A 22,600-nucleotide genomic window follows, 5' to 3' on the forward strand; every position below is an offset into this window, starting at 1 on the left:
AACTAGGTTTATCAATCTAGTTGACTAACCGCCCCCCTGTTCGCCACGACGCCTCCGACCGCGACACCACCGATCATGGAACACCGTGGTCAGGCGCCCACTTTCGCCATCTTCTCGAGCCACGCCCGCGCATCGTCGGGAAGGTTTCCGCACTTCTCGGCATGAGCGCACCACCGCTTGGTGGCGGCGAGGAAGTTCATCGGGTTGTAGGCATCCTCCTGGTACGACCACAACCCGTCGCCGGCGTAGTGCAGGATCGTGATGTTCGGGGCGTTGTGCTCGGTGCCGTCGCCCGGGTCCTCCATCGGGTTCTGCACTTCGCAGATCACCCAGCCGCGTTCCTCGTCGATCACGTACCAGGACGGCGGAAACGACGTCATACGACTGCCGGGAAAGGCCGACATCGTCCGCGTGACCCACTTGCGGATCGCTTCGCGGCCGTTCATCGTCCCGTACGCGTGCTCGACGTATTCTGCGTCTTCGGTGAACTGGTCGGCGTAGCAGTTCCAGTCGCGGGTCCGTGTTGCCCGCACGACCGTTTCCCGATAGTCCGCGTACGCCCTCTCGAGCTCGTCCCGACTCCACCCCATCGCAGTCCCTTCCCCGTAGTTGCGCGCCTGCCGGACTCCACAGAGCACGACCGCGTGGAGGCCGCCCCCATGACATCAGGAACCTCACGCGCTCCGCTACGGTTCTCCCATGCGCGCCCGCCCCTACGCAACCACCAGCCCCACCCGGCTCGCTGCGGCACTGCTCGAGGTCGCCGCACGCAGCGGTCTCGAATCGGCGAGCGTACGAGAGGTCGCAAGCCAGGCGGGCGTGTCGATCGGCGCTGTCCAGCACCACTTTCCGACGAAAGACGAGATGCTCGCGTACTCGTTCCGCGCCCTCGCCGACCGGGTGCTCACGCGGCTGGCCACCGTCGACCCCGACATCGATCCCACCCGCACGCTGTTCGCCGCACTGAGCCAGTTGCTGCCACTCGACGACCAACGCGGCAGCGAGGCTCACGTGATGGCCGCATTCGCGGTGCGCGCCGCGACGTCGCCGTCGTTGAGTTCGATCCGCAGTTCCGTGCTCTTCACGATCCGGACGGGACTCGCAACCGTCCTGATCCGCATGGGTACTCCTGATCCGGAGACGCGCGCAGCCCTGCTCGTCGCGGCAGTGAACGGTCTGGCACTCGACGCGACGTCGAGCCCGGACCTGTACCCACGCGAGTACCTCACACACGCGCTGTACACCCAGATCCATCTGATGCTCGACACCACGAACTGACGTACGTCCGGCCCGATAGGGTGCACGGGTGTCACATACGGCCGACTACGGCGCGGGACGGTTCGCGCCCAGCCCGTCGGGCGACCTGCATCTCGGTAATCTCCGCACCGCCGTCCTCGCCTGGCTGTTCGCACGATCCACGCAGCGTCGATTCCTCATGCGAATCGAGGACCTCGATCGGGTACGCCCCGGGGCCGAACAGTCCCAGCTCGACGATCTCGCTGCGCTCGGTCTCGACTGGGACGGCGAGGTCGTCCACCAATCCCGTCGTCTGCGCCTGTACGACGAGGCGATCGCGCGTCTCGAGCGCGCCGGCCTGACGTACGAGTGCTATTGCACGCGGCGCGAGATCCAACAGGCCACGTCGGCCCCGCACGCACCCGCGGGCGCATACCCGGGCACCTGCCGCGACCTCACCGCAGCCGAACGCGCCGCGAAACGCGACAGCGGCCGTCCACCGGCGATCCGGCTGCGAGCAGAGGCTGCGTACTACACGGTTCACGACGTACTACACGGTGAATTCACCGGAATAGTCGACGACTTGGTGTTGCGCCGCGGTGATCGCACCCCGGCCTACAACCTGGCCGTGGTCGTCGACGACGCGGACCAAGGCATCGATCAAGTGGTGCGCGGCGATGATCTGCTGAGCTCCGCACCCCGCCAGGGGTATCTGGCGTCCTTGCTCGGACTTCCGATACCGCACTATGCGCATGTCCCCCTCGCGTTGAACGCCGAGGGGAAGCGCCTGGCCAAGAGGGACGGCGCCGTCACACTCGCAGACCGGGTCGCGCTCGGGGAGGCGCCTGCCGACGTGCTCGCCACGATCGCGGTGTCCCTGAAGCTGGCGGATTCCGGCGAACCGGTGTCGCTCCCCGTGCTGCTCGACCGGTGGGATCCGACGCAGATTCCGAGGGAACCCTGGGTGCATCTCCCCGTCTGAACACAGCGTCGGAAGTGATGCACCGAGGTTGTATCGCACGTAACCTCACGTGAGAACGGACAGCACGTGCACCATCCCATCCTCGAGAGGATCCGATGACGACCGGCGGCTACGACCCGAACAAGGACCCCCAGCAACCGGGGGACGACCCCAACCAGTCCTGGCCCGGGTATCCGCCCGGCGGCACCAATCCCCCTCCCGGCGGATATCCCCCACCGGGCAACTACCCCCCGCCGCCCCAGAGTGGCAGTGGGTACCCACCTCCTCCTCCCGGCAACTATCCGCCCCCGCCCGGCGGTAACTATCCACCGCCTCCGGGAAGTTTCCCGCCGCCCCCGAGCGGGGATTTCGGTGGCGGCTACGCACCCGGCGGGCAGCAACTCAGCGTCGGAGATGCGATCTCGTACGGCTGGCGCAAGTTCAGCCAGAACCCCGGCGTGTGGATCGTCGCCATGGTGGTGGCCTTCATCATCCAGGCGCTCCTCAACGGGATCTTCAACGGATTCGACTTCTCGGTCTCGCTCGATGATGGTGCATCCGGCTTCGGCGTCTGGTCGATCATCGGCAGCGTCGTCACCGCCGTCGTCGGTTACCTGATCCAGGCGGCATTCGTCCGTGGCGCGCTGAGCGAGACCGACGGGCAGAAACCCGCTTTCGGGACCTTCCTCCAGGTGGGCGCGGTCGGCGCGGTGATCCTCGCAGGTCTGCTCGTGGGTATCGCCACCGGAATCGGGCTGATCCTGTGCATCCTTCCCGGCCTCGTCATCGCCTTCCTGACCTGGTGGACGATGCAGTTCGTGGTCGACCGCAACCAGGACGCGATCACCGCTATCAAGTCGAGCTACAAGGCGGTCACGTCGAACGCGGGGACCCTGCTCCTGCTCGCGCTGGCGCTCATCGGCATCAACATCGTCGGCGCACTGTTGTGCGGCCTGGGTCTGCTCGTCAGTATTCCGGTTTCGATCATCGCCTCGACCTACGCCTACCGGGTCACCACGGGTGGCCCTGTCGCTCCTTGACAGACCTCCCTGATCGACCGAGCCACCGTATCGTTGCGCCACCGTATAGCTGTCCGTCACCGGGACGTTGTACGGTGGCGCGACTGCATCTTGCTCACAAAAGGGAGATATATGACATCCGGTGGATACCCACCCCCGCAGCCCGATCCGCAGAATCCGGGTTCCTACCCGGGTGGCGCTCCGCAGTACGGCACTCAGCCGGGCTACGGAGCACAACCTGCGGACTACACCCAGCAGTTCAACGGCCCGATCGACGGCTACGGACCTGGCAACAGCGGCGCCCCCCAGTACGGTGCGTCCCCGAACGGGGGCGGCCAGTACGGTGCGCCGCAGTACGGCGCACCGCAGGGCAACCAATTCGGTACGCAGCAGGGCGCACCTCAGTACGGCGCTCCGCAGTACGGTCAGGCACCCGGTGGGCAGCAGTTCGGTGGCCAACAGTTCGGTGGCCAGCAGTTCGGTGGCGAGCAGTTCGGTGGAACGCCCGGTTTCCCTTCGCCGACACCGGGGTTCGGCCCGTCGCAGCCGGGTGAACTGCTGCCGCGCCTCGGCGCACGCATCATCGACGGGTTGATCGTCGGAATCCCGATGGGCATCCTCACTGCGCTCGTGACCTTCGGGTCCGGGAGCGGGTTCATGGCCTTCGTCATGTCGGTTCTCACCGGAGCTGTCGCCTTCGGGTACTGGACCTATCTCGAATCGACCCAGGGCGCGACCTTCGGGAAGAAGCTGCTCGGCCTGTCCGTGGTCGGGCCGAGCGGTGGTCATCCCACACTGGAGGAGGCTGCCAGGCGCAACGCTTTCGTCGCACTCCAGGCACTGACCGGCATCCCGTTCCTGGGCTGGCTGGCAAGCCTCGCGTCGTTGGCTGCCTACATCGGCATCGCAGTCACGATCGAGCAGGACGGCACCAAGCAGGGTTTCCACGACAAGTTCGCCGGTGGTACCCGGGTCGTCAAATCCTGACAGTTCGACCACCGCACAGCGGGCTCCGTCTCCAGGGACGGGGCCCGCTGTCGTCTGCCTGACTTTCACCATCGACCGACCGGGATGCTTGGATGGCCAAGTGACAAATGCAGGCGACCTCCCGAAATTTGAATCCGAGCAAGTGGCGTTCGCCCGAGTGGGGCACAGCTTCTATCCCGGGATTCTGGTGCTGTTCAGCACGGTTCTGATCATCTCCAACATCACCGCGACGAAAGGTGTCGCGTTCTTCGGCGATACCGAATTCGGGGCCGGACCGCTGCAGATCCTGCCGATCATCACCGACGGCGGGTTCTTCCTGTTCCCGCTCGCGTATATCCTCGGCGACGTCCTCAGCGAGGTGTACGGATTCGCCGCGACCCGCCGCGCCGTGCTGTTCGGTTTCGGCGCGGTCGCGCTGTCGGCACTGTGCTTCTGGATCACATGGTCACTGCCTGCCGCCGACTTCTACGAGCACCAGGAGTCGTTCGAGGCGGTCCTCGGGGTGGTACCCCGCATGCTTCTCGCAGGTCTGGCCGGATACCTGGTCGGGCAACTGCTCAACTCGTACGTCCTCGTATGGATCAAGAAACGTACGAAGGAGAAGCACCTGTGGGCCCGCCTGATCGGATCGACGGTGGTCGGTGAATTCGCCGATACGTTGATCTTCTGCGCTATCGCTGCCGGCGCAATCGGCATCTCGACATGGACGGACTTCGTGAACTACGTGGTTGTCGGGTTCCTGTGGAAGACGCTCGTCGAGATCGTGATCATGCCCGTCACGTACCAGGTGATCGCGTACGTCAAGAAACACGAGCCGAGTTACGGCGTGCGCTTGGCCGAGTAGAACCGGCCCAGCGTCTCGGCCTTGTGCTCGGCGAAGCGGCCGTCGCCGATGCTGCGGCGGATGTCGTCGACGAGGCGCACCGTGTACCGCTCGTTGTGGATCGTGCACAACGTGGACGCGAGCATCTCCTTCGCCTTGAACAGGTGGTGGATGTACGCGCGCGTGTAGTTCGCGCACGTGTAGCAGTCGCAGTTCTCGTCGATGGGCGTGAAGTCGCGGCGGAAGCGGCTCGTGTTGATGTTGAAACGCCCGTCTGGGGTGTAGATCGCGGCGTTGCGCGCCACCCGTGACGGGTTGACGCAGTCGAACGTGTCGGCGCCGTGTTCGACAGCGACGAACATGTCGTCGGGCTCGCTGATGCCAAGCATGTGCCGCGGCTTGTGTTCGGGAAGTTCTTCGCTGCACCAGCGCACGATCGTGCCCAGGTTCTGCTTCTCGAGCGCGCCACCGATGCCGTAGCCGTCGAACCCGCGACCCGTCTCACCGCGGATCGATTCGAGGCCTCGGCATGCCTCACGGCGCAGATCCTCGTACTGTGCGCCCTGCACCACACCGAACAACGCCTGGTAGGGGCGGTGGGCGCGCTGCGCAGTGAGCTTCTCGTGCTCGGCGATGCAGCGCACCGCCCACGCCTGCGTGCGCCGCAACGACTCCTCCTGATAACCGCGGGTGTTCATCAGGGTGGTCAGTTCGTCGAACGCGAACATGATGTCGGCGCCGAGCTGATGCTGGATGCGCATCGACACCTCCGGGGTGAAGCGGTGCTTCGACCCGTCGAGATGCGACTTGAACGTCACACCGTCGTCGTCGACCTTGGCGAGCCGTTCCTTGCCCTTGGCGATGACGTCGTCGTTCTGGACGCCCACCGACTCCATGGCGAGAACCTTCTTGAAACCCACACCGAGCGACATGACCTGGAATCCGCCGCTGTCGGTGAAGGTCGGGCCGGGCCAGTTCATGAACTTGCCGAGCCCACCGGCCTCGTCGACGATGTCCGGCCCCGGCTGCAGATACAGGTGGTAGGCGTTCGCGAGAACCGCCTGCGCCCCGAGATCGGCCATCGCCTCGGGCAGCACCGCTTTGACCGTCGCTTTCGTGCCGACCGCGATGAACGCCGGCGTGCGGATATCGCCGTGCGGTGTGTGGATGGTGCCGGTACGCCCCAATCCGTTGTCGAGGCGGGTCCCGATGGTGAAGAACGGGTCGTTCGGGGCGGGCACGGTGGTGTCGGTAGCGCTGGGGTCGGTCACGTCGTCATCCAATCATGACAGCCGAAAACCGCGGCTGTCGTATGTCCACGGATCAGGGCAGTCGCACGGCGACAGCAAAGATCGCCACGCCCGCCAGCGCCAACACCACGCCGACGGCCGCGGGAGCCGTGTAGCCGAAACCTGCCGCGATGACGGCACCGCCGATCCACGCACCGAACGCGTTCGCGAGGTTGAACGCCGCGTGGTGGAGCGACGCCGCGAGGGTCTGCGCGTCCTCCGCGACGTCCATCAACCGGACCTGCAGGCCCGGCCCGACGGCGGCGCAGCCCGCGCCGAGCAGGAACACCAGCAGCAGCGCCGTGTAGGAGTTGTGCGCTGCCGCGATGAACACAGCAAGCAGTACGGCGAGCGACGTCACCGTCATGAAGATTCCCGGCACCAGAGCGCGGTCGGCGAGCCGGCCGCCGACGAAGTTTCCGACCACCATGCCGATGCCGAACAGCATCAGCGCGACCGGGACCAGCGACTTCGACAACCCTGCGACGTCGGTCAGAGTCGTGCTGATGTAGGTGTAGACCGCGAACACACCGCCGAAGCCGATGACCGCGACCGCGAGCGTCAGCCACACCTGCTTGCGTCTCAGAGCGCCGAGTTCGATCCGCACACTCGTCGTGGGAATCGACAGGGACGGCACCCACATCACGATAGCTGCCACCGTCACCGCTCCGATCACCGCGACGAGGACGAACGCGGAACGCCACCCCAACGCCATTCCGAGCCAGGATGCCGCAGGCACCCCGACGACGTTGGCAACCGACAGGCCCATCATCACCAGCGACACCGCCCGAGCGCGCTGGCCCCGCTCCGCGAGATGCGCCGCGACGAGCGCAGCGACACCGAAGTACGCGCCGTGCGGAAGCCCGGCCAAGAACCGGGACGCGACGAGCAGTTCGTAGTTCGGTGCCAGCACGGTCGCCGCGTTGCCGAGCGTGAACGCGATCATGAGTGCGATCAGCAACGTCCTACGCGGCAGCTTGGCGCCGATCACCGCGATCAGCGGCGCCCCGACGACGACACCGGCCGCATACGCCGACACGACATGACCTGCGGTGGGTTCGGAGATGCCGAGCCCGGACGCGATGTCGGGCAGCAGACCCATCGCAACGAACTCGGTGGTGCCGATTCCGAACGACCCCAGTGCAAGCGCCCACATCACCCACGCCCGTCGCGGGTGGCTGGCGATCGTGCGAGCCGGAACGTCGGAAGCCGTCGTGGTCATGCGGGAGAAACCTTCGATTGTGCGAGTTGCAGGAGACGATCCATCGGCGCTGATGGTGTCGGCCATGTGGCACCGCGGACCGGGCAAGCTTCCATTGTCCTGCGCCCGCGCTCCGACGACGATTCGAGACGGCGTGAGTTACGCCATCCCCCGCATCCCCGATCCGGGCACTAGCACTTCGTGCGCCGCGCGTACACGTCCCCCGCGGTATCGAGTCACCCGTTCACGTCAGAACTGGCCTCTCGACGCGTGCCGACTTCCTCGCCTCGACTCGCCGGGCCACGAACTTGCCCATCTCGTCGACCCACACCACCGTGGACCCGACCGCGACTGCGAGCGCCCATTGTTGTGACGTCAGTGAGGTGGTGTCGAAGAATCCCTGCAGCACGCTCATCTGCACCACGCAGATCTGCAACACGATGACCGCGACGATCGCGATCCAGATCGTGTGATTGGTCAGCGTCCGCATCGAGAACACCGAACCGAGATCGGAGCGGACGTTGAACAGGTTGAACACCTGGTAGAAGACGAACGTCGTGAACGCGAGAGTGGTCGCGAACAGCGGGTCGGAAGCGCTGTCGGGGAACAATTCCGGGCCGTAGTAGAGAACCGCGATCGTGCCCACCGTCATCAGCACACCGAGCCCGAGGATCCGCTGCACACGATCCCGGGTGAGTAGCGCCTCCTTCACCGGTCGCGGCGGCCGCTTCATGGCATCCGGGTCGGTGGGGTCGACACCGAGTGCGAGCGCGGGCGGTCCGTCCATGATGATGTTCACCCACAGGATCTGCAGGGCGGTGAACGGTGCCCCGCCGGCCAGTCCGAGCACACCGGCGGTGAGGAAGATCAGCACGAACCCCCAGGCGGTCGTGAGCTGGAATTTCACGAACTTGACTATGTTGTCGTAGATTCCACGCCCCTCCGAGACCGCCGCGACGATGGTCGCGAAGTTGTCGTCGGTGAGGATCATGTTCGCAGCACCCTTGGAGACATCGGTGCCGGTGATGCCCATGGCGACGCCGATGTCGGACTGTTCGAGTGCGGGTGCGTCGTTGACACCGTCGCCGGTCATCGCGACGATCTGACCGTCGGACTGCAGCGCCTTGACGAACCGTATCTTGTGTTCGGGTGCCACTCGGGCGAGGACGCCGAATTGTGCTGCTTGCTGCCGGAATTCGTCATCACCGAGCGCATCGAGGTCGGCTCCGGACGCAGCCTTGCCGTGGATACCCAGCTCGCCCGCGATCGCCGACGCGGTGACCAGGTGGTCGCCCGTGATCATGTGCACGGCGATACCCGCGCCGTGTGCCACCTCGATGGCGTCCTTCGCTTCGGGGCGTGGAGGGTCCACGATGCCGACGATGGCGTACACGGTCAGGTTGGACACCCTGTCCTGCAGCGCATCTGCATCGCCCCGCGGCACCGCGTCGAGTGCGCGACCGGCGATCATGAGGGTACGAAGGCCCTCGGACGCGAGGTCGTCGACCGCCTGACGGATCCGAGTGCGCGCGGCGTCGTCGATCGGGATCGGGCCGTCATCGCCGAGAGCGGTCGACGCACGTTCCAGCAGGACGCCCGGGGCGCCCTTCGCGAAGCACCGGTAGCCGCCGCTCGGGAGGGCGTGGAACGTCGCCATGTACTTGTAGTCCGAGTCGAACGGCACCTCCTCGATCCGGGCCAGAGCAGCACGGCTGCCCTCGACGTCGATACCGCCTTTCTCTGCCAGCACCACGAGTGCACCCTCGGTGGGGTCGCCGACGAGGGTGCCGTCGCGCACGGTCGCGTCGTTGCACATGGCCATGCCCAGCAGCGCGTCGGTGAGGTCGGGTGCGGGCATTCCGTCGCCGACGAGGATCTTGCCGTCGGTTCCGTAGCCGGTGCCGGTGACGCGGAAGTTGCGCCCGCGCACCAGCAGCCGCCGCACCGTCATCTCGTTGAGGGTCAGTGTCCCGGTCTTGTCGGTCGCGATGTGAGTGGTGCTTCCGAGCGTTTCGACGGCCGCGAGTTGTTTGACGATCGCGCCGCGCGCCGCGAGCCGCGACGCACCCATCGCCAGGGTGAATGCGACGACCGCGGTGAGCCCTTCCGGGATGGTCGCCACCGCGAGCGACACGGCAGTGACGAGGAGTTCGGACCACGTCTGTCCGCGCAGCAGACCGAGCACGAACACCAGCGCAACCGTGATGATCGCGATGATCGTGAGGGTCTGCGCGAGCTGGCCGATGCGGCGCTGCAGCGGGGTCTGTTCCACACCGGCTGCACCGAGGAGCGCGGCGATCGCACCCATCTCGGTGCGCATTCCGGTGTCGGTGACGATCATCGAGGCGCGTCCGCGGGTCACCTCGGTGTTCATGAACAACATGTCGTGGCGGTCGCCGAGCGGGGCGTGTGGATCGTCGACGGGATCGACGGTCTTGTCGACGGGCTGCGATTCGCCGGTGAGTGCAGCCTCAGCGACCTGGAGTCGCACGGCAGCGACGAGGCGGCCATCGGCGGGCACCGAGTCGCCGGCCTCGAGTTGCACGATGTCGCCGGGGACGAGATCGGCGCGGGGCAGTTCGACACCGCGTCCGTCGCGCAGGACCCGCGTGGTCGACACCGACATCTGCTTCAGTGCCTGCAGACTGTTCTCGGCGCGGGCTTCCTGCACGTAGTTGAGGACGGTGTTGAGGACGATGACCGCGAAGATGACGACGGGGGTTTCCCACTCCCGCGACACGGTCGCGCTGACGACGGCCGCGACGACGAGAACGAGTGTCATCTTGTCGGCGAGCAGCGACAGTACTTTCCGCCACGCGGGAATGCTCTTCGCCTCGTCGAGCACGTTGGGCCCGTATTCCGCGCGGCGCCGCTCGACGTCATCTGCGGTGAGCCCCCGATCAGGAGCGACCGCGAAGGCCTCGGCGACATCGTCTGCGGGGCGGGTGTGCCACCTCGACACGGTCTCGACACTCATCGATACTCCGATCCACGTGCGCGGGTGGGTCGTTCTCACCGTAACCGCAGGTGGTACTCCTGCGCTGGGCGTACGTTCGTGATGTGCTGGAGGGGAAGCATCGAAGTTCGAGGAGGAGCACCGATGAACGAGTTCCCGAAACCGGATCAGCCCGTCGTTCGCCTGTCCGAGGAACAGGCCTGGGCACGACTCGCGTCCGAGAAGGTGGGACGCCTCGTCACGGTCGTAGGTGAGCGTCCCGAGATCTATCCCGTCAACTATGTCGTGTCGGACGACAAGGTGTACTTCCGGACCGGGGAGGGCAGCAAGCTCTCCGAATTGACAGTGCATTCCGCCGTCGCGTTCCAGACCGATCACATCTACGAGGACACCGCGTGGAGCGTCGTCGTGCACGGGAGCGCTCACGTGCTGCGGGGCTTCGACGACGCCGCCAGGATCGATGCACTGGGTCTGACCCCCTGGGTTCCGACACCGAAGTTCAACTACGTCGAGATCACGGCGACGGAGGTCACCGGTTTTCAGTACAACCTCGTCAAGAACTGACACGACGGTGGTCTCGGCGCAGTCGCATCGGCTGCTCATCCGGTTCATGTGGTTGTCGGTCGCGGCGGCGCTGGCCACGATGGCCCTCAAATCGCTCGCTGCGTGGTTGACCGGATCGGTCGGTCTGCTTTCCGATGCCCTGGAATCCGGCGTCAATCTGGTGGCGGCGATCGTGGGTCTGCTCGCGTTGCGCCTGGCCGCGAAACCGGCCGACTTCAACCATGATTTCGGCCACGGCAAGGCCGAGTACCTGTCGGCCGCCGTCGAGGGCACGATGATCTTCGCGGCCGCGACCGCAATCCTGTGGACGTCGATCGACCGCCTGCTGTCACCGCAGCCTGTCGAGGAAGCCGGTCTCGGTCTTGCGCTGTCGGCCGGGTCGTCCGTGATCAACCTGGCGGTCGGGATGGTGCTGATCCGCGAGGGCAGGAAACACCGGTCGATCACTCTGGTGGCCGACGGCAAACACCTGCTCACCGATGTGTGGACGTCGGCCGGCGTGCTGGTGGGTGTCGCGCTGGTCGCGATATCCGGGTGGGACGTACTCGATCCGATCGTGGCGATCGTGGTGGCGCTGAACATCCTGCGTATCGGGTACGGATTGGTGAAACAGTCCGTCGTGGGCATGCTCGACGCCGCGCTCCCCGCCGAGGATGTCGCCGTGGTGAACGCGGTGCTCGACCGGTACCGCGCGTCGGAGCCGGTGGAGTTCCTACCGCCTCGCACGCGTGCGTCCGGACGCCAGCGTTTCGTCTACCTGACGGTACGGGCTCCGGGCGACTGGTCGGTGCGTGCCGGTCACGATCTGCTCGACCGGCTCGAAGCCGATCTTCGGGATGCGTTGCCCGGGGTGACGGTGTTCACCCACCTCGAGCCCCTGGGCTACCAGAAGCGTGGCGCTGCTCCGAGCGCGTAGCACGACCGTCAGGAGGACACCACGAGTCCGGCGCCGAGGCCGAGCATCACCACCGCGACGCCACCGTCGAGAATCCGCCAGGATCCGGGCTTGGCGAACCAGTTGCGCAGATAGCGCGCGCCGTATCCGAGAGCGACGAACCACACGCCGCTCGCAGCGATGGCTCCCGCACCGAACCACCAGCGACCCGGATTTCCGTAGTGGTTGGCGACGGATCCGAGCATGAGCACCGTGTCGAGGTAGGTGTGGGGGTTGAGCCACGTCAGTGCCAGACAGGTCAACAGCGCTGCACCGATGGTGACGGCGCCGCCGGGCGCCGCGGACAGCGCCGCCGGCCGTAATGCCCGCCGCGCAGCGAGAAGCCCATATCCGATGAGGAAAGCGGCTCCTGCCCAACGGATCACATCGATCACGCCGGGTGCGTGATCGAGGATCGTCGCAATGCCCGCAATCCCCGCCGTGATGAGGAGCGCATCGGAGATCGCGCACACCGCGATCACGGGCAGCACGTGTCGTCGCGCGATGGCCATGCGCAGAACGAACGCGTTCTGCGCACCGATCGCGACGATGAGTGACAGACCTGTGACGAACCCGGCGGCGAGAAGGGACATGCGCTCCACGCTAGAAATTCGGCGATCATAAGGAAAATTGATTTCTCTAACTCTGCATTAGAGTTTCTTCATATGGACGTCGACTTCTCCCAACTGCGGACCTTCGCAGCAGTCCTCGACGAAGGCACCTTCGACGGAGCTGCTGCGGTCCTGCGGATCACGCCGTCGGCGGTGAGCCAGCGCATCAGGGCCCTCGAGCAGCACGTGGGCCAAGTCCTGCTGCGCCGCACCCGCCCGGTGTCCACCACTCCGTCCGGCGAAGTGGTGATGCGTCTGGCGCGACAGGTCGCGCGACTCGAACAGGACGCTTCCGAAGAACTCGGCTTCACCGCCGACGAGCACGCCTACGTGACAATTCCCCTCGTGGTCAATGCCGATTCGATGTCCACATGGATGCTGCGCGCACTTGCACGCATGCCGGTCCGCCACCGCGCCCTGTTCGAACTGCACCGCGAGGACGAATACCATTCCACCGCATTGCTTCGCGACGGCACCGCGATGGCTGCGGTGACCTCTGTCCCCGAACCCGTGCAGGGCTGCACCTCCGAGGAACTCGGATCGATGCGGTATCACGCGATGGCCAGTGTCGACTTCGCCGAGCGATGGTTTCCAGGCGGCATGTCCCCGGAGGAACTGCAGAAGGCACCGATGCTGACCTTCGACCGCAAGGACGATATGCAGGATCGATTCCTGCGCAAGCGAACCCGTCGCCGGATCACCGCACCCCGCAACTATGTTCCCGGGGCACTCGAATTCGTCGATGCCGCGCGCCTCGGACTCGGCTGGGGCATGCTTCCTGATCCGATGCTCACCGACAGCACCGACCTCGTGAGTCTCGCACCCGACCACCCATTCGACGTCCCGCTGTACTGGCAGCGCTGGCGACTGGAGTCCCCCGTCCTCGACGCCCTCACCGCGGCGGTCCGTCGCACGGCGCGGGAAGTGCTACGTCAGCCGTAGGATTCGATTACATGCGATTCCGGGGAGGCCAACGACATGACCGCAACACCTGACGGTCAGTCGACGAGTGCCTTGAACTGCGCCTCGTAGAGCCGCGAGTACGCGCCGCCCCGCTGGAGCAGATCCTCGTGAGCGCCTTGCTCGACGATGCGGCCGTCCTCCATCACCACGATCCGATCCGCGTCGCGAATCGTCGACAATCGATGGGCTATCACGAAACTCGTGCGATCGTCGCGCAACCGCGCGGTGGCCTGCTGCACGAGAAGTTCGGTGCGCGTGTCGACCGAACTCGTGGCCTCGTCGAGGATCAGGATCGAAGGCTTCGACACGAACGCCCGGGCGATCGTGATGAGCTGCCGCTCACCGGCGCTGAGGCTTCCGGCTTCCTCGTCGACGATCGTGTCGTAACCGTCGGGCAGAGCCCGCACGAACCGGTCGACGTAGCTCATCCGCGCGGCCGACATGATCTGATTCTCGGTTGCGTAGGGATTGCCGTAGGCGATGTTCTCGCGGATCGTGCCCCCGAACAGCCAGGTGTCCTGCAGCACGATGCCGATCCGGGTACGCAACTCCTCGCGGAGCATGCCCGTGATGTCCACACCGTCGACGAGGATCCGGCCCGAATCCACCTCGTAGAAACGCAGGATCAGATTCACGAGAGTGGTCTTGCCGGCCCCGGTGGGACCGACGATCGCGATCATCTGCCCTGGCTCGGCGCGCAGCGTCAGGTTCTCGATGAGCGGGCGCTCCGGCGTGTACGAGAACGACACGTCCTGGAACTCGACGAGGCCGTGCCTACTCCACGGCATCGTGGGCGCCGCGGGCTCGGGCTCCTGCTCTTCCTCGTCGAGGACCGCAAACACGCGGGTGGCGGACGCCGCGGCCGACTGCAGCAGGTTGATCATCGCGCCGATCTGGGCGAGGGGTTGCGACAGCTGGCGCGAATACTGGATCATCGCCTGGATCTCGCCGAGCGTCGACGTGCCCGACGCCACGCGCAGACCACCGATGACCGCCACGACGACATATCCGAGGTTGCTCAGAAAAGTCACCAGCGGCATCACCAGTCCCGATACGAACTGGGCCCGGTACGCAGCCTGGAACAGGGTGTCGTTGGTTGCGGTGAACCGCCGCTCGACCTCCTCGGTGCGGCCGTACGCGGTGATGAGTTCGTGCCCGGTGAACGACTCCTCGATCTGCCCGTTGAGCGTTCCCGTCGCATCCCATTGCGCCGCGAAATGCTTGCGTGAACGCTTCGCCACGAGAATCGTCACCACGGCCGCGGCAGGGACGAGCAACAGCGCGATCACGGCGAGCAGCGGCGAGATCCAGAACATCATCACCACGAGCCCGAGCAGGGTGAACACCGCCAGCACCAACTGGCTGATGGACTCCTGCATACCCGTCGACACGTTGTCGATGTCATTGGTGACACGGCTGAGCAGATCACCGCGCGAATGCGTATCGAAATAACGCAGCGGCAGACGATGGATCTTCCGCTCGACACTCGCGCGCATGTCCCGCACGGTGCGCTGCACGATCTCGTTCAGTCCGTACGCCGCAACCCAGATCAGCGCGGACGACAGCAGGTAGAGGGCGAGGACGATGACGAGGGTGCGACCCAGGCTCGTGAAATCGATTCCTGCTCCGGGGATCACGTTCATTCCGGCGACCATGTCGGCGAACTGGTCGCGACCCTCCGCACGTAGCTGCGCGATCGCGGCATCCTTCGACAGCCCCGCCGGCAACTGCATCCCGATCACACCGTTGAAGATGATGTCCGTACCCCGGCCGAGCACGAGCGGTGCGATCGACGAACTCACCACACCGAGCAACGCCGCGATCATCACCGAATACACCACGTACCGATGTGGATGCAGCAGACCGAGGATGCGGATGATCACGCCCAGACGTGACTGCGGGGCGGCCTGCTGTCCGGCCGTGTCGGGCGACGTCATACGGCGGCCATTCTCTGCGATTCGACGATCTCGGTGTACGTCTGGGAACGACCGAGCAGCCCCAGGTGCGTCCCGGTCGCGACCATGGCGCCGCCGTCGAGAACGACGATGCGATCCGCGTCCTGCACCGTCGACACACGCTGAGCGACGATGAAGACGCACGCGTTGCGCGTTTCGGGTTCCAGCGCCGCGCGCAGTCGCGCGTCGGTCGCAGGGTCGAGCGCCGAGAACGCGTCATCGAACAGATAGATGGCGGGTTTGCGTACCAGTGCACGGGCGATCGCGAGTCGCTGTCGCTGCCCGCCCGAGACGGTGGTGCCACCCTGCGACAACACCGATTCGAGCCGATCCGGCATGGCGTGGACGAACTCGGCGGCCTGAGCCACCTCGAGTGCATGCCATAGTTCGTCGTCACTCGCGTCGGCGCGGCCGTAGCGGAGATTGTCGGCGATCGTGCCCGAGAACAGATACGCCTTCTGCGGGACGACGGAGATCCGTGACCGCAGCACCTCGGGATCGAGGCGCCTGACGTCGACACCCGACACCAGCACCTGCCCGTCGGTGACGTCGATGAGTCGCGGGATCAGACGCATCAATGTGCTCTTGCCCGACCCGGTACCCCCGATGATCGCGGTGGTGGTGCCGGGCTCGGCCCGGAAGCTGATGTCGCGCAGCACGGGCGCGTCGGCACCTGGATAGGAGAACCCGGCACCCCGTAGTTCGACGTCGATCCGAGTGCCGAGTTCGCGCACCGGTTCCGTCGGCGCCGCGACGGTCGGTTCGGTGTCGAGGACCTCGAGGATGCGTCCTGCGCACACGCTTGCGCGCGGCATCATCATTGCGATGAACGACGACATGAGGACGGCCATGAGGATCTGCGCCACGTAGGTGATCATCGCGGTGATGGATCCGACCTGCATGGAGCCGGAATCGATCCTGGCACCGCCGACCCACACCACAGCGACGGTGCTGACGTTCGCAATGAGTAGCACCGCCGGATACAGCACCGAATTGACACGCCCGACGCGCAGCGCCGTCGCGGTGAGATCGTCGTTGGCGCGGTCGAAGCGGGCCTTCTCGGTGTCGTCGCGAACGAAGGCCCGCACGACACGGATACCGCTGACCTGTTCGCGCAGCACCCGATTGACGCCGTCGAGCCGTATCTGCATGACCCGGAATCCCGGCAGCATCAGCGCGATGAGCACGACCATCGTCAGGATCAGGGCCGGCACCGCAACCGCCAGCACCAGGGAGGTGCCGACATCTTCGCGCAACGCCATGATGATGCCGCCGACGCCCATGATCGGGGAGGTCACCACGATGGTGCAGGTCATCAGCACGAGCATCTGAACCTGCTGCACGTCGTTCGTGTTGCGGGTGATCAGCGACGGCGCTCCGAAGGTGCCGAATTCGCGGGCGGAGAACCCGCCGACCCGCTGCACGAGCGCCAGCCGGACATCTCGTCCGAACGACATGGCGGCTCGCGCAGCGAAGTACACGGCGCCTATGGAGCAGCCGACCTCCACCGCGCTGATCCCCAGCATGAGGAGTCCGGTGCGCATGATGTAGTCGATATCGCCTACCGCAACGCCCTGATCGATCAGGTCGGCGTTCAAGCTCGGCAACAGCAGCATGCCCGTGGTGGCCGCGAGCTGCAGCACGACCACAGCTATGAGCGAACCCTTGTAGCGCACGAGAAAGCGCCGTAGAAGCCGAACCAACATGGGCAATACGCTACCTGCGTCTCCGGACGAACCTCGCGGACCTCACACCCGGCTGGCTTCCGGGGTGGCGCCTACGGCTTCCAGCTCGCGCGTGAGCTTCTCACCCTCGACGTCGACGTTCGGCAGGATCTTGTCGAGCCACTTCGGCAGCCACCACGCCTTGTCTCCGAGCAATGCCATCACCGACGGGATGATCACCATGCGGACGATGAACGCGTCGAAGAAGACGGCGGCGGCGAGCGCGAAGCCGATGGACTTGATCAGCGAATCCGGTTCGGCGATGAACGCGGCGAACACCGAGATCATGATGATCGCGGCGGCGCTCACCACGCGGGCGCCGTGCGCGAAGCCACTGCGCACCGCGTCCAAGGCGGACGCACCGTGCACATAGTCCTCGCGCATGCGTGTCACCAGGAACACCTGGTAGTCCATGGCCAGGCCGAACACCACGCCGATGAGGATGATCGGCATGAAGCTCACGATGGGCTGCGGGTTCGAGATGAGACCGCCGAAGCCGTTCTGGAAGACCGCCACGGTCGCGCCGAAGGTGGCCAGAACACTCAGCAGGAAGCCGAGGGTCGCGGTGAGCGGCACCAGGATCGAGCGGAACACGAGCATGAGCAGGATGAATGCGAGACCGACGACGACAGCGAGGTACGGGACGAGCGCGCTCTGCAGGCTCTCCGACACGTCACCTTCGAGCGCGGTCTGACCCGTCACGCCGTACGAGAGGCCGTACTCCTCGTTCAGGGCTGCTTCGTCGGCGCGAATCTCCGAGACGAGATCCATCGTTGCAGGATCGGTCGGGCCGCTTCGCGGCGTGATGAGAATCTGCGCGGTGTCACCGGCTTCGTTCACCGCGACGATCTGGGCGTTGACGACCTCCTCGTGCTCGTACAGCGAGCCGAGCACCGCTCCGAAGGCCGCGTCTGCCGGCACGTCCGCGTCGCGGGCGTCGGCGACAACGACGAGTGGCCCGTTGCGTCCCGGTCCGAAGCCTTCGTCGATCAGATCGTAGGCCTGGCGTGCGCTGGTGGCAGGATCGCCCGTCGCCTCAGTGGGCAGGGCAAGCCGCAGGCCGGTCGCGGGGAGTGCGAGAACGCCGAGGAGGACGACGCCCGCGACGAGCGGAATCAGCGGACGACGGGTGATGGCGCCGATGAACTTCTGTGCAGCGCCGGGCTCACCGCCCTCGGGGTCGCGTGAATTCAGGCCGGGAATGCGGCCCGCGAAGGCCTTCTCACCGAAGAGGCCGAGCACGGCAGGCAGCAGCGAGATCGCGATGAGCACTGCCATGAGCACAGTGAATGCGGCGGCGTAGCCCATCACGGACAGGAACGGGATGCCGACGACGCTCAGCGCCATGAGCGCGATGATGACGGTCAGGCCGGCGAACACGACAGCGGAACCCGCGGTGCCGACGGCACGACCGGCAGCCTCGGCACGATCGGAGGTATTGAGCAGCTCGTGCCGGAAGCGCGAGACGATGAACAGCGAGTAGTCGATTGCGACGGCAAGGCCGATCATGATCGCAAGTGTCGGCGTCATCGAGCTCAGGTCGAAGAAACCGGTGGCGATGGTAATGCCCATACTGCCGATGCCGACACCCACGAGCGCGGTGATGAGCGGCAGACCGGCGGCGACGAGCGAGCCGAAGGTGAGGGCGAGCACGATCGCGGCGATGCCGATACCGATGAGTTCCGCGGTGCCGCCCGGCATCGTCATCTCGGCTGCGGCGGTGCCGCTGACCTGCACGGTCAGACCTGCATCACGGCCGATGTCCGCAGCGGCGGCGATCTGGTCGCGCATCGCCTGGTCGACGTCGGTGATCTCGCCTTCGAAGGGCACCGTGACGAAACCGACGGTGCGGTCCGCGCTCAGAGGCGACAGTGCCTGGGCATCGGCGCGCGCCGCGTCCTCGGGCGTGCCCTGCTGCTCGGCCAGTCCCAGCATCTGCTGAGTGAGGCCTGCGTCTGCCATGACCGGATTGGTCAGCACGCCTGCCCGCTGTTCGGGTGTGGCGGTGGCGGGGTCGATCTTGGCAGGTGGGGAGACCGTGTCGATCCCCCGGATCGCTGCAAGCACCTCATCGACCGCAGCCATGTTCTGGGGGTCGTCGAGCGTCTGCCCGTCCGGCGCCGCGAAGACGTAGCGCGCGCTGAGCGCATCCATCGGGTTCTCGGCCGACGGGAATCGCTCGGCCATCAGGTCCTGCGCGTTCTGCGCCGGGGTACCCGGGAGTGTGAACGAGTCCGTTGTCGGACCCGACAGGGTTGCGGCACCGACTCCGAAGAGGACGAGCAACGCGATCCAGAACGACAGGACTGCGCCTTTACGCCGGTAAGCGAACTTGCCTATCCGGTAGAGGTAGGTCGCCACGGCAGGCACCCTTTCTTCGATCGAACATGGTCGTGGTGGGGCGGTGTTACGAGAGTCCCCGTCGCAGCAGCTCGAAGGCTTCCCGGATGAGGTCTTCCGGTGAGGACGCGGAACTCGCCATGGACATCTCGATGGCCGATTTGATCGCTCCCAAACTGACGTAGTGCACCAGGTTGGGGTAGATATCCGTGGTCGGATCAGTGCCCGTACGCTCGGCGATGACATCGACGAGCAGCTGCGATGAGCGCTTCGCCACCTCGATGTGTCGGGATTCGTTACCCGAGCCCTCTTCGACGAACGCGACGCAGGTGCTGATGTCGTCGAACGACCACTGGGGATCGGTTACGAGCCCGACGGCACATTCCTCGAGCGAAGACATGATGGGCTCGTCCGCAGGGCGATGCCGCAGAAGATCGATCCAGGTTTCGATCAGGCCCTCGAAGTGCACGAGGACCGCTTCTTCCTTGCTCGCGAAGTAGTTGTGGAAGGTGCGGGTCGAAACGCCGGCCCTCGCGGCGATCGCATCGGCAGTGACCTCATGGAGGCCGTGTTCGCGCGCGAGTTCGGCAGCGGCGTCCGCGAGAGCCGCGCGGGTGGCGGCTTTCTTGCGGTCGCGCAGTCCGAGTTGAGTGCTCACCTCAACGACGGTACAGATTTTGCAGAGCTGTGTAACTTTGCAGAGTTCTGCAATATTTATGCGATCAGCCACACCTGATCACCGCGAGTAATGCAGCTCACACGGGGCGGCGCTCCCATGCGCCCGGATCCGAGGTCAGGTCGCGAACGAAGTCCGACAGCTCGTCCGCAACAACATCCGCGAGCGTCACCCCTTCGAGCACCGCGCGCAGATTCACCCGCACCGCGATCCATACATCCCGCAGCCGCTCGGCCGCCCCCGTGTACTCCACACTCTCCGGCCGCTCCCCCCGCACCGACGCGAGTGGTCCTTCCACCGTGCGAATGATGTCGGCGATGGAGATCTCGGCGGCCGGTCGCGCCAACCAGTAGCCACCATCCGGGCCCCGACGGCTACGAACGAGACCACCCCGGCGAAGGTCGGCAAGCACGGCCTCGAGGAATTTGTGCGGGATCGACTGGGCGGTCGCCAGCATTTCCGCCTTGGCCGGGCCGCCGCCACATGCGGCGAGCTCGAGAAGGGTCCGCACGGCGTAATCGACCCTTGCGCTGATATGCACTCTGCTCTCCCTGCAACATTCGACCGGCAATCCCTACCAATACTGGGGGAAATCCGCACAACCCACCCAGCGATAGTGACGGGTGACACAGGAGGCGTACATTGGACGGTCGTCCACGTACTACCTGGAGGCCCCGTCATGAGGGAGACCCTGTTCAGCGCGTGGGGATCGCTGCTCGAACCGTTGCACGACCCCGTAGCCCTCGCGATACCGGCGTTTGCGCTGTTCCTGATCCTCGAGTGGGTCGCGGCCCGCGCGCTGGAGCGCTCCGAGCCGGGACCCGACGGACGCGTCCGCCCTCCGCGCGGTGGATACGAGATGCGCGATGCGCGGGCAAGCCTCTCGATGGGGCTGATCTCGATCGTGACGAGCGCCGGCTGGAAGGTGCTCGCACTCATCGGATACTCCGCCCTGTGGGTGTACGTCGCACCGTGGCACCTGCCGGCCGACGCCTGGTACACGTGGGTGGTCCTGCTGCTGGGGATCGACTTCCTCTGGTACTGGTATCACCGGATGGCGCATCGGGTCCGGCTCATCTGGGCGACTCATCAAGCACACCATTCGAGTGAGTACTTCAACTACGCAACCGCTTTGCGCCAGAAATGGAACAACAGCGGCGAGATCATCATGTGGTTGCCGTTGCCCCTTCTCGGCATCCCGCCGTGGATGGTGTTCGTGGGATTCTCCGTGAGTCTCGTCTACCAGTTCTTCGTGCACACCGAGCGAGTGGGCACACTGCCCGCACCGATCGAGTTCGTGTTCAACACGCCGTCGCACCACCGGGTGCACCACGGCTCCGATGCCGAATACCTCGACCGCAACTACGCGGGCATCCTCATCATCTGGGATCGGATGTTCGGCACGTTCAAGGCCGAAGAGCAACGACCCGTCTACGGACTGACCACACCGGTCGGCACCTTCGAGATCTGGAAACTGCAGACCCACGAGTACCGGGCGATCGCCCGCGACTGGCGATCAGCGACATGCTGGCGCCACAAACTCGGGTACGCGTTCGGCCCGCCCGGATGGGCACCGGTGCAGTCCGAGACGGAGCCGGTCAGCCCATCTCGAGGGTGATCAGGAAGTCCACACTTCCGGACTCGTCGACCGCGACGAATCCGAGGTCGGGAGGCTCGATTCCCCAGTCGGTCCAGGTGGCAGGAATGCTGCCGGACGCCACGATGCTCCCGCCGGTGCGCAGAACGTCGACGTCCACCGTTACGGGGCGCTCTTCGCCGCGCAGAGTGAGGATGCCGGTCGCCGGCACAGTGGCGACGGTGCCGTCCGTCGGCAACGACGACACGTTCACGGGCTCGGTCAACGTGAAAGTCGCGGTCGGGTGGTTCGCGGTGTCCATCACCATTCCGCGGAACTGACCGTCGCGTTGGGAGATGTCGGTGGCGATACCGTCGACCCGGACGGTGATCTCGGCTGCGGTGAGAGATTCGTCGGCGATCGTTGCAGTGCCCGAAACCTGGTCGGTGCTCCCCACCACGGTGACGTCGGCGCCCCTCAGGATCTCGTGCACTGTGTAACCCGCCGCGGTCCGGTTGGGGTCGGCGCCCGGGGTCACGGTCCACTCGCCGTCGAGTTCACCGGTTGCGGCCTCCGCGCCGGACGTCGATACCGAGGCGGCCGGTGCATCGTCCTCCGCGATGAAGGTGCCGTAGACCCATGGCGCGACGAAGAAGCCCAGCAACGCGATCACGACGACGGCAACGAGCACCCACGCAGCTTTCCGCATGGGGCGAGATTAGAAGACGTTTCGATCCCGCCGGGCACTCTCCGCCGAATTCCTCCGCGAGAATCGGCGTTGCTCG

The 22,600-nt window shown here is 65.7% G+C and carries 20 protein-coding genes; 9 read left to right on the forward strand and 11 right to left on the reverse strand.

Going from position 1 to position 22,600, the window contains the following annotated elements; genetic code table 11:
* Nucleotides 1–89: 89 nt before the first annotated feature.
* A complete protein-coding gene (locus tag HCA61_RS24285; RefSeq protein WP_169690738.1) occupies nucleotides 90–590 on the reverse strand; it encodes a nuclear transport factor 2 family protein in 501 nt (166 codons plus the stop codon).
* Nucleotides 591–699: 109 nt separating this feature from the next.
* On the opposite strand from HCA61_RS24285, the gene HCA61_RS24290 reads away from it, so the two are divergent.
* From HCA61_RS24290 to HCA61_RS24310, 5 genes are all read left to right on the forward strand, one after another.
* Entirely contained in the window at nucleotides 700–1,278 is a 579-nt protein-coding gene (locus HCA61_RS24290) for a TetR/AcrR family transcriptional regulator (protein WP_169690739.1), read from the forward strand.
* Nucleotides 1,279–1,306: 28 nt separating this feature from the next.
* Nucleotides 1,307–2,218, forward strand: coding sequence for a tRNA glutamyl-Q(34) synthetase GluQRS (gene gluQRS, locus HCA61_RS24295; protein ID WP_169690740.1), 912 nt, complete (start codon nucleotides 1,307–1,309; stop codon nucleotides 2,216–2,218).
* A gap of 95 nt (nucleotides 2,219–2,313) precedes the next feature.
* On the forward strand, nucleotides 2,314–3,237 hold the full coding sequence (locus HCA61_RS24300) for a hypothetical protein (protein ID WP_169690741.1): 924 nt from the start codon (nucleotides 2,314–2,316) through the stop codon (nucleotides 3,235–3,237).
* Between the two features lie 111 nt (nucleotides 3,238–3,348).
* Nucleotides 3,349–4,203 carry an RDD family protein gene (locus HCA61_RS24305; RefSeq protein ID WP_169690742.1) on the forward strand — a complete coding sequence of 285 codons (855 nt, stop codon included), beginning with the start codon at nucleotides 3,349–3,351 and terminating at the stop codon, nucleotides 4,201–4,203.
* A gap of 142 nt (nucleotides 4,204–4,345) precedes the next feature.
* Nucleotides 4,346–5,047 carry a queuosine precursor transporter gene (locus tag HCA61_RS24310; RefSeq protein ID WP_346777640.1) on the forward strand — a complete coding sequence of 234 codons (702 nt, stop codon included), beginning with the start codon at nucleotides 4,346–4,348 and terminating at the stop codon, nucleotides 5,045–5,047.
* Here HCA61_RS24310 and tgt read toward each other — a convergent pair.
* The 3 genes from tgt to HCA61_RS24325 form a co-directional block, all read right to left on the reverse strand.
* Nucleotides 5,023–6,297 (reverse strand): tRNA guanosine(34) transglycosylase Tgt, encoded by a 1,275-nt coding sequence (gene tgt / locus HCA61_RS24315; RefSeq protein WP_169690744.1) that lies wholly within the window; start codon nucleotides 6,295–6,297, stop codon nucleotides 5,023–5,025. The two genes, HCA61_RS24310 and tgt, sit on opposite strands and share 25 nt — an antisense overlap.
* 52 nt (nucleotides 6,298–6,349) lie before the next feature.
* Nucleotides 6,350–7,471, reverse strand: coding sequence for an MFS transporter (locus tag HCA61_RS24320; protein ID WP_346777641.1), 1,122 nt, complete (start codon nucleotides 7,469–7,471; stop codon nucleotides 6,350–6,352).
* A 289-nt stretch (nucleotides 7,472–7,760) separates the two neighbouring features.
* Nucleotides 7,761–10,493 (reverse strand): calcium-translocating P-type ATPase, PMCA-type, encoded by a 2,733-nt coding sequence (locus HCA61_RS24325; RefSeq protein ID WP_169690746.1) that lies wholly within the window; start codon nucleotides 10,491–10,493, stop codon nucleotides 7,761–7,763.
* Between the two features lie 123 nt (nucleotides 10,494–10,616).
* Here HCA61_RS24325 and HCA61_RS24330 point away from each other — a divergent pair, with 123 nt between their 5' ends.
* Together HCA61_RS24330 and HCA61_RS24335 are read left to right on the forward strand one after the other, a co-directional pair.
* A complete protein-coding gene (locus HCA61_RS24330; RefSeq protein ID WP_169690747.1) occupies nucleotides 10,617–11,036 on the forward strand; it encodes a pyridoxamine 5'-phosphate oxidase family protein in 420 nt (139 codons plus the stop codon).
* A gap of 46 nt (nucleotides 11,037–11,082) precedes the next feature.
* Nucleotides 11,083–11,952, forward strand: coding sequence for a cation diffusion facilitator family transporter (locus HCA61_RS24335; protein ID WP_169690786.1), 870 nt, complete (start codon nucleotides 11,083–11,085; stop codon nucleotides 11,950–11,952).
* An 8-nt stretch (nucleotides 11,953–11,960) separates the two neighbouring features.
* Here HCA61_RS24335 and HCA61_RS24340 read toward each other — a convergent pair whose 3' ends face one another.
* Nucleotides 11,961–12,563: a LysE/ArgO family amino acid transporter gene (locus HCA61_RS24340; protein WP_169690748.1), complete on the reverse strand. Its 603-nt coding sequence runs from the start codon at nucleotides 12,561–12,563 to the stop codon at nucleotides 11,961–11,963.
* A gap of 72 nt (nucleotides 12,564–12,635) precedes the next feature.
* Here HCA61_RS24340 and HCA61_RS24345 point away from each other — a divergent pair, with 72 nt between their 5' ends.
* Nucleotides 12,636–13,523: a LysR family transcriptional regulator ArgP gene (locus tag HCA61_RS24345; RefSeq protein ID WP_169690749.1), complete on the forward strand. Its 888-nt coding sequence runs from the start codon at nucleotides 12,636–12,638 to the stop codon at nucleotides 13,521–13,523.
* Between the two features lie 56 nt (nucleotides 13,524–13,579).
* Here the strand turns inward: HCA61_RS24345 and HCA61_RS24350 are convergent, their stop codons facing one another.
* From HCA61_RS24350 to HCA61_RS24370, 5 genes are all read right to left on the reverse strand, one after another.
* Nucleotides 13,580–15,481 (reverse strand): ABC transporter ATP-binding protein, encoded by a 1,902-nt coding sequence (locus HCA61_RS24350; RefSeq protein WP_169690750.1) that lies wholly within the window; start codon nucleotides 15,479–15,481, stop codon nucleotides 13,580–13,582.
* A complete protein-coding gene (locus tag HCA61_RS24355) occupies nucleotides 15,478–17,205 on the reverse strand; it encodes an ABC transporter ATP-binding protein (protein WP_169690751.1) in 1,728 nt (575 codons plus the stop codon). Before HCA61_RS24355 ends, HCA61_RS24350 begins: the two co-directional genes overlap by 4 nt.
* A 42-nt stretch (nucleotides 17,206–17,247) precedes the next feature.
* Nucleotides 17,248–19,584 carry an MMPL family transporter gene (locus HCA61_RS24360; RefSeq protein WP_169690752.1) on the reverse strand — a complete coding sequence of 779 codons (2,337 nt, stop codon included), beginning with the start codon at nucleotides 19,582–19,584 and terminating at the stop codon, nucleotides 17,248–17,250.
* Between the two features lie 46 nt (nucleotides 19,585–19,630).
* On the reverse strand, nucleotides 19,631–20,221 hold the full coding sequence (locus HCA61_RS24365; protein ID WP_169690753.1) for a TetR/AcrR family transcriptional regulator: 591 nt from the start codon (nucleotides 20,219–20,221) through the stop codon (nucleotides 19,631–19,633).
* Nucleotides 20,222–20,318: 97 nt separating this feature from the next.
* Nucleotides 20,319–20,780 (reverse strand): Rrf2 family transcriptional regulator, encoded by a 462-nt coding sequence (locus HCA61_RS24370; RefSeq protein WP_169690754.1) that lies wholly within the window; start codon nucleotides 20,778–20,780, stop codon nucleotides 20,319–20,321.
* Nucleotides 20,781–20,918: 138 nt separating this feature from the next.
* Here HCA61_RS24370 and HCA61_RS24375 point away from each other — a divergent pair, with 138 nt between their 5' ends.
* Nucleotides 20,919–21,857, forward strand: a complete 939-nt coding sequence (locus HCA61_RS24375; RefSeq protein WP_169690755.1) for a sterol desaturase family protein — start codon at nucleotides 20,919–20,921, stop codon at nucleotides 21,855–21,857.
* Here HCA61_RS24375 and HCA61_RS24380 read toward each other — a convergent pair.
* On the reverse strand, nucleotides 21,838–22,524 hold the full coding sequence (locus tag HCA61_RS24380; protein ID WP_169690756.1) for a YceI family protein: 687 nt from the start codon (nucleotides 22,522–22,524) through the stop codon (nucleotides 21,838–21,840). The two genes, HCA61_RS24375 and HCA61_RS24380, sit on opposite strands and share 20 nt — an antisense overlap.
* Nucleotides 22,525–22,600: the final 76 nt, after the last annotated feature.

It is taken from the genome of Rhodococcus sp. HNM0563, assembly GCF_012726195.1.
Taxonomy (GTDB): domain Bacteria; phylum Actinomycetota; class Actinomycetes; order Mycobacteriales; family Mycobacteriaceae; genus Rhodococcus.